At 53.4% G+C, this 12,419-nt stretch carries 11 protein-coding genes; 3 read left to right on the top strand and 8 right to left on the bottom strand.

Annotated features, from left to right (window positions below; genetic code table 11):
* The 8 genes from TBK1r_RS22665 to TBK1r_RS22630 all read right to left on the bottom strand — a co-directional run bounded on the left by TBK1r_RS22665 (position 1) and on the right by TBK1r_RS22630 (position 9,338).
* Positions 1 to 1,599, bottom strand: a complete 1,599-nt coding sequence (locus TBK1r_RS22665) for a phospholipid carrier-dependent glycosyltransferase (RefSeq protein WP_419581589.1) — start codon at positions 1,597 to 1,599, stop codon at positions 1 to 3.
* Between the two features lie 159 nt (positions 1,600 to 1,758).
* Entirely contained in the window at positions 1,759 to 2,952 is a 1,194-nt protein-coding gene (locus tag TBK1r_RS22660) for an LptF/LptG family permease (protein WP_145215835.1), read from the bottom strand.
* Complete coding sequence (locus tag TBK1r_RS22655) at positions 2,946 to 3,179, bottom strand: hypothetical protein (RefSeq protein ID WP_145215832.1); 234 nt, start codon at positions 3,177 to 3,179, stop codon at positions 2,946 to 2,948. Before TBK1r_RS22655 ends, TBK1r_RS22660 begins: the two co-directional genes overlap by 7 nt.
* A complete protein-coding gene (locus TBK1r_RS22650; protein ID WP_145215829.1) occupies positions 3,176 to 5,629 on the bottom strand; it encodes a glycosyltransferase in 2,454 nt (817 codons plus the stop codon). The genes TBK1r_RS22655 and TBK1r_RS22650 overlap by 4 nt, the downstream gene beginning before the upstream one ends.
* Before the next feature lie 139 nt (positions 5,630 to 5,768).
* Positions 5,769 to 6,776, bottom strand: coding sequence for a metallophosphoesterase (locus TBK1r_RS22645; RefSeq protein ID WP_145215826.1), 1,008 nt, complete (start codon positions 6,774 to 6,776; stop codon positions 5,769 to 5,771).
* Positions 6,777 to 6,855: 79 nt separating this feature from the next.
* Positions 6,856 to 7,974 (bottom strand): M56 family metallopeptidase, encoded by a 1,119-nt coding sequence (locus tag TBK1r_RS22640; protein ID WP_145215823.1) that lies wholly within the window; start codon positions 7,972 to 7,974, stop codon positions 6,856 to 6,858.
* A complete protein-coding gene (locus TBK1r_RS22635) occupies positions 7,971 to 8,357 on the bottom strand; it encodes a BlaI/MecI/CopY family transcriptional regulator (RefSeq protein WP_145215820.1) in 387 nt (128 codons plus the stop codon). Before TBK1r_RS22635 ends, TBK1r_RS22640 begins: the two co-directional genes overlap by 4 nt.
* Positions 8,358 to 8,393: 36 nt before the next feature.
* Entirely contained in the window at positions 8,394 to 9,338 is a 945-nt protein-coding gene (locus TBK1r_RS22630) for a DUF1559 domain-containing protein (protein ID WP_145215817.1), read from the bottom strand.
* 158 nt (positions 9,339 to 9,496) lie between these two features.
* Between TBK1r_RS22630 and TBK1r_RS22625 the strand changes: the two genes are divergently transcribed.
* The 3 genes from TBK1r_RS22625 to TBK1r_RS38950 all read left to right on the top strand — a co-directional run bounded on the left by TBK1r_RS22625 (position 9,497) and on the right by TBK1r_RS38950 (position 12,229).
* Positions 9,497 to 10,048, top strand: coding sequence for a hypothetical protein (locus tag TBK1r_RS22625; protein WP_145215814.1), 552 nt, complete (start codon positions 9,497 to 9,499; stop codon positions 10,046 to 10,048).
* A gap of 25 nt (positions 10,049 to 10,073) precedes the next feature.
* Positions 10,074 to 10,751, top strand: coding sequence for a response regulator transcription factor (locus TBK1r_RS22620; RefSeq protein WP_145215811.1), 678 nt, complete (start codon positions 10,074 to 10,076; stop codon positions 10,749 to 10,751).
* A gap of 641 nt (positions 10,752 to 11,392) precedes the next feature.
* Complete coding sequence (locus TBK1r_RS38950; RefSeq protein ID WP_419580283.1) at positions 11,393 to 12,229, top strand: sensor histidine kinase; 837 nt, start codon at positions 11,393 to 11,395, stop codon at positions 12,227 to 12,229.
* Positions 12,230 to 12,419: the final 190 nt, after the last annotated feature.

The following is a 12,419-nucleotide window of genomic DNA, read 5'->3' as shown; positions in this document are numbered from 1 at the left end:
TCAACGCACTGCGTGAATGGTGAAAGCTTTTGGTCGCTGTGCAGTCCTCGCGAGACGTTGTGCCGCGTACAGGTGTTCGTGATCACTGACGGAAACTAATTCGTGCGTGTCAGCGAGTGCGTAACGAGTTGCAAAAATGTCTTCGTCACTTGTCAGTACGATGACGTGGCGGTGATTGGCAACGAATGTAACGAACTCATCCCGCGATCGCTTTGGAAAGTAAATCACGCGATCAAATGGGAGTTGTAAACGGGCGCCGTGCGGTTTTTCGCCATAGAAGACAACGTAGTCTTCTGGATGCTGCTCAGCAATCCTCGACGCCTTTGCGTAAAGCGACCGCGTTGTGGCAATTGTAGGGATGAAGCGTGCGACGGTGAAACTGAGCACCAGGAGACCAGCCAATGCCGTAGCAGCCCATCCTTTCCACGAGAACGCAAGATCGCGGTTCCGGGCATAGAGTGTCGCCAGCGTGACCGCGATACAGGCCACGATCGCTAAAATCAAAACGGCATCAACCGATTCGTTCATCCAGCCATCGACGCCCGCGATCAAAACGCATGCTGACACCAGGATTAATATCGCCCGTTGCGGGAACGGCTTGAGGAATGACGTGATTCGGCTTGCTTTCTGTGGCTCAAAAACGGTGCGATCGAGCATGCCGCCAATCATCAAGCAGATCAACGGGATCGCGGGCAGGATGTACGTCGGCAATTTGCAACTGGACAGCGAAAAGAACAGCAGAATCCATACCGTTCCGCTGAATAGGAATCCAAGGTCTTTTGTTCGCAGTTGGCGTTTTCGCTGGTTCGTACTAAGCAGGAATACTCCCAGCGTCGGCAGGAGCAGGGACGCGGGAAACATGACCGCGAAGAGGATTGGAAGGTAGAACCAAAAAGGTTGATCGTGGTTGGAACCATTCAGAAACCGGTTGAAGTTGTGCTCCAAGAAGAAATAGTCTCCGAATTCTGGATTGAATTTCCAAACCGCGCAATACCAAGGTACACCCATCACCAGCATTGGTATGACGAATGCGACCCAGTGGGAGATTTTTGTCCGAGTTTGATCGCAGCGTAGCCAACCGCTGACGATCAATGGAGGTGCGCAGAGGACCAGTGCGACAGGACCTTTCGTTAGCGTGCCCAGTGCACACGCGACGCCTGCCAGTATCCACCAAGCCCAACGATGACGTCGCTCTCGTACGGCGACGTATCCCGATAGCAGGCACAGCGTCGTAAAGAACGCGAGCATCGAATCGAGTATTAAAAACCTGCCCGCTAGAACGAATCCGCCAGACAACAAAAGTGCTGTCGCACCAATCCACGCGCCGCGAGGACCGATGAATCGGCGACCAATTCCAAAGACGACGAAAATAGTCGTGATCGCGGACAAGACCGATGGTGCCCGAGCGGCAAACTCACTGATACCGAAGACACTAAAGCTGATCGCCGTCAACCAATACATCAATGGCGGTTTATCGAGATAAGGTTCACCGTCGATAGTGGGCGTGATCCAGTCTCGCGAATCCAACATCTCAAGCGCGATTTGCGTGTATCGCGTTTCATCAGGTTCGATTAGCGGATACGCAAGGCAGGGAAACATGATCGCGAAGCATGCGATCACCAACACAGCAGTCGCTTTCACTTCCTGCCGACGCGTCCAGGGCGGAGTCTCTCCGATAGCCTGGTGCGATTCGGCTGGGAACTGCACGGTGTTCCACCAGACGCGCAGTTTTGCTTTTGGTCGTCTGAACATTTCGATTTACGTTGGTGAGTAGATTATCTTGCGCATCATCAACAGGCTGGCAGTGGCAAAAACTCCGTTTGCCAGCCAGACTCCGTACGGAGCAATTCGACCGTCCTTTGCCATGTCCAGCGTTAACGCAAAGATCGGGTAGTAGACAATAATCGTTGGTAGGAATACGATTCCAAATGCAGTCATCGTGTCGGAAGTCTTGAGGCGGATGGCAAGTGGAATGCCAACCATTGACATCGCAAGGCAAGTAAAGCCGCTCGCCCAACGGCGGTGAATTTCGGTGCCGAGTCGCTTCAATCGTTTGCGGCTGTTGATCAAGCTCGATTCACGGCCAAGTGCCTCTGCATTCAAAAGGTTTTCTGGTCGAGCGGTGAGGATATTGAAGCCAGCATGGACCGCGATTTCGCCTTCACGCCGGTGGATATCGAGGTTCTGCTCTATCGACGCCGGTGACAAATCGGTCATCGGCATGTGTGAGGGATTCGCAGTCAATAAATCGTACGACGGTCGAATCTCCAACGGGATCGTTTGCACATGCGTGTCGGGAAAAACAAACGACGCTCGCCCCGGCACGGTGACGCAACCGTTAGTCAGTGACATTTCGATTGCTTCATCAGTCGAATCGTAGGTCATAACGGCTTCCATTGCGACGATCGAGATTGGCTCGCCGCTGACGCGCCGAATGGCAATGCGCGGATCAATTAAACGACGGCCTTCGATGTCGCGGACCATCAAAGAAAACCGCCCGCGTTGAAATGTACGATCCCGCTCCAACTTTCCGTATGCGATGTGCTCCACCGACGACAACACAACGTGCTGAACACCATGAAATCCCCACGTGAATGCTGTGTTGATAAGACCAACGGTTGCTACGCTCAAAAGCGTGGTGATGACGATCGCGGGAAGCATCGCAGGCAGCGGCGAGACGCCGACCGATTGCATCGCGTTCAATTCATTTTCTGCCGACATGCGTCCGTAAACACAGCAGACGCTGAACAAAGCTGTCCCAGGTACGGCAAACGAGAGTGCGTTGGGAAGCGCGTACGGGATCAACCGCAGAACGGCAAGCACATCGAGTCCTTGATTGAGAGCCTCGCGAGCAACCCCGATCACCATCACCAAGAAGGTGATGACGGTAAGCGAAATAAGAAACATCCCAAGAATGTCTCGTGCGATTTGCCGTTGAATCGTCGTCAGCATTCGGCGTTCAGATCACGATGCGTTTGTCTGGAAACTGCTTCGTTGCGTTCGATTTCGACAATCATGTCACGAATGCACTGCAGGTCCTCTGCCGTACAATCACTACGGAAACAGGCGATCGGCTCGACAATGCGAGCAACCGATCTGGCAAACCAGCCGAGCCGGAATCGTGGACCGGAATCAAGCGATCGATACGCATCAGTCCAATGTGTTGCCGGCGTGCTCATTTCAAGCCTCCTTCATGATCGCGTTTTGCGATCTGCGTGGAGGGCTGAGCCCGAATGACTTCGACAATGGATGCTCGGCCACGATCAGCGATCAGTTTCACTGTCACTCCAAGCGGTAGTTTCTCTCGGAGTTGATTTGCAGTAACACGCTGATCGACGATTAAAACGCTTCGTTGATGACGAACGACAAAGTCTCGTAGTCCAGTATCACTGACACTACGAAAGTTGGTGACGTCAGATCGATTGAGATAAAATGGTACTCCCGAGAATTCATGGGCAATGGTGGCGATGGGTGGCTCGGAGTCGGTTGCGATTTGCAAATTCACAGGCGAATCGGGACCGAAGATCGTTTGCGAACGACTATAGGTGGGAACCGTCTGGTGCATCACCATCACGGCGAGCAAGAACGCGACACTGGCGGACGATGCCCAGGCCAATTTGGCTTGGCGTCGATCGTTGAACATCAGCAGCGTTGCCGCAAGTAATCCGGTCCACAAGATCGCCCACGCGTAGGTCATCGGTGAAAGCGGCGCCCCTGATACCGCGATGAAAAGGACGAACCCGATTCCGGCCGTGCAGGTGGCAACCGTCGCGCTGCGGGCTGACCAGAAACGCGCGAACCAATGTTCGGCGTGGTTTGGTGAGGATCGCAGAATTTGATCTAGGTAGTGCCCAATCATCAACGCCATCGCGGGAGCGGCCGGCAGCAAATAAGTCGGCAGTTTGCACTTCGATAGTGAAAAAAATACGAAGCACCACGCGCTCCACAGCAACAAAAAACCAACCGCCGGCGGTCGATTCGATCGTGACTCGGTGCTATGGCCGAACAGGAAGCGAGCGTAGGGAATCGTCAAGAACGACCAGGGGTGGCCTGCCACCAACAACACCGGCACGAAAAACCAAATCGGTTTGGCGTGAAATTCGCCTGCAAAGCGACGGACATTGTGTGTGTAGAAAAACTCTGTCAGAAAGTTGCCATCCTGCAGTGAAACGGCGATCAACCAAGGTGCTGCGATCGCCGCGACAGCGAGTCCGGAAATCATGTAGTGATAAAATCTGGGTTTTGCGTATGACTGCGAGAGCCACGCAAAGGCGAATACCGGCGGGAACCAGAGGACCATCGCGATCGGGCCTTTGGTTAAGAACCCCAGTCCACAAAAGATAGCCGACGCCATCCACCAACCCATTCTTATTCTTCCACTGCGAATTGATTCGTAGGCAGTGAAAAGCGATAGCGTTACGAACAGCGACAGCACACCATCGAGCAGCAAGTACCGGCTGGAGAACGCGAAACCAACCGAAAGCATCAAGACAACGCCACTAAGCAAGCCGATTCTCTTGCTAAAAATGCGAGACCCAAACCACATTGTGCTGGCAATCGTTGCCAGTGCAGCGAGTGCGGGAACAATTCGTGCCGACGTTTCGTTTACGCCGAACAATTGGAAACTGATTGCACACAGCCAATACAACAGCGGCGTCTTGTCGTAGTAGGTCTGGAAGTTCAGTTGTGGAAGCACCCAATTGCCAGTCGCCAACATCTCGCGAGGAATCTCGGCGTAGCGAGTTTCGTCACGATCAATCAGCGGGTAGCCGAGATTCGTCAATAGGAATATCGCTGCAACAAGTAGCAGTGCCAATCGGAGCCATCCCGCAGTGCGATCGGGCAACCAAGACGATGCATCTTTGTTTGTTGGCCCCCCCTGACCGGCCGTGAACGAATTAGACGAATTCGGAAACTGAACCGCGTTCCACCAGTATCGTGCCAGTCCGGTTAAGACACTGGGGATGTGTTGAACCGAAACGGTGCTGGTGCCGTCGGTTCGTGGCCGATGTGACACCCCAACTTCAACAACACTTAGCTCATGCTGCTTGGCCTGAGTTAGGATTTCGGAGTTGACGAGAAATCCGTTTCCCGAGATCGCCAGATTTCGAAGAGAGTCGCGGTGGAACATTTTGAGCGCACAATCGACGTCGCGAACGCCGGTGCGAAGCAGAATGCGGACCAATTGATTGTAGACTTTGGAATACAGGCACCGCAGGGCAGTGTCTTTTCGATCGATTCGATAGCCACATACAATGTCGTATCGCTCTGCGAGCAGTACAAACCGATCGAGTTCGGTCAAGTCGAACTGACAATCCGCATCGGTAAAGACCACCAAGTCCTTCTCCGCCGCCGCGAAGCCACTCCGCAAAGACGCCCCGTAGCCTTGATTCGGATTGTGCCGAATGAGACGTACCGACGCATTCTGCTGAGCAGCTTGCTCGACCAGCATCGCGGTATCGTCCGTGCTTCCGTCATCGACAACAATGATTTCGTAGTCGTTGGCAATTTCACGAAGTGCCGCGTCGGCTTCTTCGATCGCTCGTACAATTACCTCTTGCTCATTCCAAGCAGGCAAGACCAACGAAACGGCAATCTGGCCTAAGCGTGTTCCTGATTCTGGGTGCATCCATGCACTCCTGGGTTACGAAAATCGATAAATGTGTGGTTGGTTGTTGCGAGTTGGCCCCTCGTTCGGGCCGCACCGACTGCTCGCGGCTTGCAGCTACTAAGACCTTAGTCGATGAGGTGGACACTACGTTCTTGTTTCAATCCGACGCAACATCACTTATTATGCGATTAGTAGTTCGCGGCAAAACGGTAGAGAATAGCCTTTCGCTGACTGAGTAAAACGACACGGAAAGCTGATCTGTATCGGCAAGCAACCAGCAGAATCCAGCGGTAGCCATCGCGAACATCGTTTCGTCGATCCATGATGTACTGCGGAGTTTGCTTCCAGCTCCGCTGACGATTTGTTTCCAACCATCACCCGAATCAAGCATCTGCAAGTCGTGGTCGTGGCCGGAAATGTACAGGTCGACATGATGCTCAGCGAACAATGGCGGCAAGACACTGCTGATTTGGTCGGGCAACTCGTGCTGTCCGCCGGTCAACGCCGGATGATGGCCTATGACGATTCGGTAATCTGCGTCGCTGGTCGACAACGCATGGCGCACCCAAGCGATCTGTTCTTCCCCTTCGCGACTGCCTTGCACCAATTGGTTCGTGTCCAGGAAAACGCATTCAACGGTTGTATCCCCCGCGGTTTGGGTCGTCTTGAAATAGCGAGCAGGCATAGTCCAACGCTCACTGCGCTGGCTGTAAGCGACTTGCGCTTCCGCATTGCCGTGAACATCATGATTTCCGAGGCAAGCGTAAAAGGGGAAGTCAAAACGACGTTTAGTAAACAGTGATTCAAAATCACTATCGAATCTGTCGTCTTCGACGGAATCAACACCGTTTTCGTAGAAGTTGTCGCCCAACAAAAATGCTGCACCCGGTGACGACCAAGCGGCATGTTTTTGCATCGCATCCACGACACGCTTGCGTTGAATGGTGTCTTTGCCGGTATCGCCTACGATTAGAATGCTCAGCGATTGCTTCGCTTGCTCAGCTGTCGGTTCAACTCCGATATCGTACGCGCGTGAATTGCGCGTCGCTATAATCCATTGGTTGTGTGCGGCGACTCGGTAACCGACGTAACCGAGCGGTGCAATCATCGAGGTTAGAAACGCCCGACGCGTCCAGCGTCGTGAAGGCTTGGGCAAGAGATTCATTCCACTAATCCATTAGTAGTTCGGGTTGGGATGATTGAATGGGTTTATCAGTGACGATGGCTGGAAAGTAGATCGGGGATCAGTCGTCGTGCAACTCTTGGCCCAATTGCGAACGTTCGTCGAACAACTCGAAATCACGCGCGGAGAAACCAACGTCGTGCAGCACTTTTGCTGACCAACTTGGCCAGGGGGACCACTCGCTACGAGTCGACGCGGCTGCGTTGACAGGCAGCCACAGAAAATTGACCGCAATGATGATCGCGATCATGGTTGAGAACGCCATCATCGAGCGAAATGGGTTTACATAGGTCGCTTCACTCGCCAATTTCACCAATCGATTGCTGCGGCGAACCAGAGCGCTCTCTCGATTTCCGAATCCAAGCGTTCCCACTTCTGGTGCGCTACATGAAGAGCTCCGGCACCCTTCAGCAATCTTCACGACAGTCCTGAGGTAGCCCGAGACCGACCCGCCTTCGAGTGCGGCAACTTCGTCACAAAGAAACTCTCGTGTCAATTCAGCTCGTTGTGCCGCCCACCATACCAATGGATGAAACCAAAAGATCGTCGAACAGGTTCCTTGCAAGAAGAGTTGCATCGGATGCTGCGTCCGCAGATGCTCTAACTCATGCAACAAGACATGTCGGAGCGATGCCGTGTCTTCTTTCAGTAACTGCTGAGGTAACACGATCACCGGTCGGTGCAGTTGCCAACAAAATGGCCCAGCGATTCGATCGCACGCCATGATTTGCAGGTGTCTCAGCTGTCGATTTCCCATGATGAATCGCTTGTCAGCACCCTCGACATCGAGCGGAAGTGAATCCAATTGGCCGCTGCTTAGCGTTTGACAGTTGAGATCGAAAAATTTGAGAAGTACCCAGTAGCGGATACCCCGTCGCGCAAGCGAAACAACCGTCCCCGACAACCAAGAGATCACCAAGCCGGTCACGATCCATGCCTGCCACGTCATGATGCGAACGGTTGCCGCACCGGAGATCGACGGAAACGCTAAGATCCGGCGATGAGGAAGCAGCAACGCGACCGCGGTCAAGCCGAGTATCGCAACAAAACACATCGTCCAGAGACGACATTGCATTCGCGTGCTATTGGTCAGACGCTGAAGTGCGATTGTCCCCAACACGACAATCGAAATCTGTAGGCAGAGTGCCAGACCGACTTCAAAGACAAAGGCCGAGCTCATGACGATTCCTCGATTTTGGCAATTTCATCCTTCATCGCCTGAATGTCTTCGGGAGTCACGCCTTTCGAATTGACCATGCTCAGCACGAGCGATCGCGTCGATCCGCCGAAAAACTGATCGGCGAGCGCCTTCAAGCTACCCTCACGCGCCTGCTGACGTGAAATTAGTGGCGTGTACGTGTAAGCGCGACCAATTTTCTTGCCGCGATGGACGATCTTCTTGTCCTCCAAAATCCGCATCGTGGTGAGCACGGTCGTGTAAGCCAAGTCACGATCGATTGCATCCACGACATCGTTAACAGTGACGCATTCCTTCTCCCAAACGATATCCATGACTTCGGATTCGCATTTCGTCAGTTCGATTCGCCGACTCGCTTTCGCCATCAATGTTCTTCCTGTCAAATACGGAGCGAGACAAGGTTATTCGCTGGAATCTTCGGTTGGGCGTAAACGCGCCCAGCGGTGATATTCTCTGAGATCGACGTGCTCAGTCACGAATGTGACATGACCATCGCCCCACAAGAAATTTGCTCCGCCTGGGTGTCGACTGGAGAAGTCGCATTCGTCCGCATAGGGTTTGTTGATACCTTCCAGTGCAGAGCCAACGATTCGTTCCGCCGCATCTTCACCAAGCAGATGCGTGCCCAGCCAAGTAGAGGGTGTTTGCGCCATCGTTCGTTCGCCGACCAAGAATGTATGGCTTAGTCCACGTTGGAAATCGCGGAATCGAACTCGACCGTTTTCAACAAACGGACCATCGCCAACTGCATCGGGCGTTTCGTCGTCATAGGGCTCGATGGTTCCGAAGATTCCGACATAGTTTGCTGTCGGCAATTCCAAAAGTTCCGCTGGTGTCGTGGTACCACTTGCGAGTTTTGCTTCGACCTTGAATGTCACCAAGTCTTCATCGTCCGCGATGCCGTCATCGTAGTCCTCAAACAACATGAATGTTGGCTCCACGATGTCCGAGGGGCATAGCATCACTTCCAGTTGAATGCTTTGTGCGAAGTCGTGCCAAGGATCATCAAGACGCTTTTTCGCATCGACTCGTTCTGCCAGTCCGGGCTGCCCAAGATACGGCAAAAGCGTGACGGCCCAACCGACCGCCGTGGTTCGTGTTGGTTCGATACTCCAACCAGCAGGCAACGTTTTTGATACGTTATGGTGATTGTGCATCGCCAACCCCACTTCACGAAGATGGTCGACGCACTGCACACGCCGAACCGACTCGCGAGCGGCCCCAAGAGCTGGAAGCAAAAGTGCCGCGAGAATGCCGATGATCGAGATCGTGACCAGCAATTCCAGGACAGTCAGTCCGTGCCGGTTCTTGTCGTTCGTCGAGAAAGCTGGCTGAGGATCAGACATGCAACCCTCCCTGATTGAATGTGCGAGTGGCTAGTAGGAGGTGCGAATTCTACGGATCGGTTAGTTTTTTGGCAAGTTCGCTTTTCTCATCGTCGTCTCACGTTCCCCCCGTATCATTTCAACCATTCAATGAACCATCCTCCCACGGGAACAAGACCATGAAACGACTTTCCATGCTAACGCTATTGACTGTTTGCTTCGCCGCCACCGCTGTTTTGGCCATGAGGCCTGACGAAAAGGGCAGTTTGGGCGAGCCTGCCGCGACGATGATTAAGCTGACCGAGGCACCTGCGGCGGTTCAAGAGGCGATCGAAAAGGCTGCTGGTTCTGCTAGCATCAGCGAGATTGAGCAAGAATCTGACGATGGTTTGACGCTGTATGAGGCAGCCTGGAAAGTCGGCGATGTGGACCACGAAGTGGTCGTCAACGCTGCAGGCCACGTGATGGAAACCGAGATGGTCGTCGCCGGCGACGCAGTGCCCGCAGCAGTTCGTGCCACCGCAGCAAAGCATTTGCCCAAGGGGGCGAAGGCTGAATACGAGAAGAAAATGATCGTTCTCTACGAAGTCGAAGCCGTCGTCGATGGCAAGGAAGTCGAGTTCTTAGTTGATCCATCGGGTCGTGTGATGGAATTGGAAGCCGACGACGACCATGACCAGGAACATGAAGGCGATGATGATGACGACGATGATGACGACGACGACAAATAGACCTATTTCACGAGGAGATTGAACGTTGCGAGTTCTTGTTGTTGAAGATTACGAACCCATCCGCGAAGCCGTTGCGCAGGCACTGCGCGAAGACGGCTTCGCGGTTGATACGGCGATCGACGGCAAGAACGGTTTATGGATGGCACGAAGCAGTGAGCATGACGCAATCGTGCTCGACATCATGCTCCCGGAAATCGACGGCTTTGAACTCTTGAGTTCACTTCGATCAGACGACATCAACGTTCCAATATTGTTGCTCACCGCGCGTGACGGTATTGACGACCGAATTCGCGGACTCAATGGCGGTGCGGACGACTACCTCGTCAAGCCGTTTGCCGTTGCAGAATTAGTCGCTCGTGTCCATGCGCTCATCCGTCGTAGCTACGGCGATGCGGACTCTAAAATCGTCATTGGCGAAATCGCAATTGATACTGCCGCTCGCAATGTTCAACGCGATGGCAAGGCAATCGAATTAACAGCCCGAGAATTCGCGTTACTTGAATTGCTTGCACGAAAACGTGGCAAAGTCGTCAGCCGAACCGAAATTTGGAATAGCCTGTACGACTTCAGCAGCGAATCGACCAGCAACGTCGTGGACGTGTACATTGGCTACCTTCGCAAGAAGCTTGACCGGGGTGCTGTGGATTCGTTCATCAAGACACGCCGTGGACAGGGCTACATCATCGAAGGTAGCTCCGAATGAATCCTTCGCTCCACTCGCGGTTGGCGACCACCATTGGCTTCATGATGCTGATGCTGTTCGCCATTTCAGGTGTCGTTCTTGCCCTGCTGTTAGAGAACGCGTTGTGGAGTGAATTTGATGCCGCGCTGCGAAATCGATTGTTTTCTCTCACCCAGTTAGTCGAGCAAGACGCCGAGGGAGTTTCATTTGAGTGGGACGAAGCGTCACCCGCACTACCAACGATGTTCGTCGAAGGGGAGACGATCACGGCCTGGAAAGATACACAAGTTTTGAGCGTCTTTCCCCCTGACGCGACGACACTAGACAGGATCGACACTGCCGAAGCTGGAAAAGACATCCGGTTTGACGACCGACCACAGTTGCGAACAGCTCGCTTCTCGTTTGCCCCACGACTTGACGAGGAAGACGGCGCACTACCTTCGGATGCGGACGTTATCACGCTTGCCGTTGGGCAATCGACCAGCGTGATTGATATGACGATCGTTCGATTGCGATGGACGATTGTTGCGGTCGGTTTACTGGGAGCGATTTCGTCGATCGCGATCGCTTGGTTTGTCGTCGGCCACGGACTACGGCCGCTCGCTGACGTCACCAAACAGGTATCGCGACTGCGACCGGACAGCCTCGATCAACGGATTGCAATGGATGATTCCCTGCCTCGAGAATTGCATCCGTTACTGGAAACACTCAATGCACTGCTGGATCGGTTGGAGCAGGCGTTTGAACACGAACGATCATTTTCCGCCGACGTTGCGCACGAACTACGAACTCCACTGGCAGGTTTACGGGCCAAAACGGAGCTTGCAATCGCAAAACCAAGAACGGCCGACGAACACCAGCAAACACTGACACAATGTCACCGCATGATCCTGCAGACCAGCGCTATCGTGGAAAGCCTGCTGGCGACGGCCACGTCGTCGGGTGAGACCATGGTGTCAGGCGTCAATCCAGAGTCGGTGCTCCTCAAACTTGCAGAGGACATGGTTGCAGAAACGACTAAGCGGCAACTTAATTTCAAATTCAGAATACCGCAGTTCTTCGAACTGAAGTGCGACCCACGAACGGTCGAGATCATTCTTCGCAATTTGATGGAAAACGCGGTCGCCTACGCCGACTGCGAATCAGAAATCGACGTGATTGCCGAGCAGTCGCCTGTTGTGACAACTATTCGTATCGCGAATGCGGCAACCGGTTTTCCGGCAGAAGACATTTCGCAAGTTTTTGATCGCTTTTGGCGCCGAGACACCAGTCGCAGCGAAACGGGAAATCACAGTGGACTTGGCCTGTCGCTCTGCAAGCGATTGGTCGAATCAATGAATGGCACCATCGAAGCAACCTGCCAGCACGATGTGTTCACCGTAAACTTACGGCTGCCCAACGCCCAACTCACGAACGACAAACAAAGTTCAGCGAATATGCAGATGTTAAAACGGTCCGATTGTAGTGGCACGGCGGATCGTTGGGATACCGATGGTTGATCCGAAAGCAGGCGATTCCCAGGCAGATTATGCCGATGACACCGGAAATGTCGTAATGCCAGATTGCCAGATTGGAGGGAGTTGTTGTGATCCACCAAAGAATTCGTTCATCGAATGTGAATTCGCCTAGCCAATGGGCGTTTCGGCTTCTTCTTTGTCTCGCAATCACGCCTGGCTGCGCTAGCTACGA

Source organism: Stieleria magnilauensis (assembly GCA_007753675.1).
In the GTDB taxonomy this organism is placed as follows: domain Bacteria; phylum Planctomycetota; class Planctomycetia; order Pirellulales; family Pirellulaceae; genus Stieleria; species Stieleria magnilauensis.
This window is presented reverse-complemented; position numbering and strand designations above follow the sequence as displayed.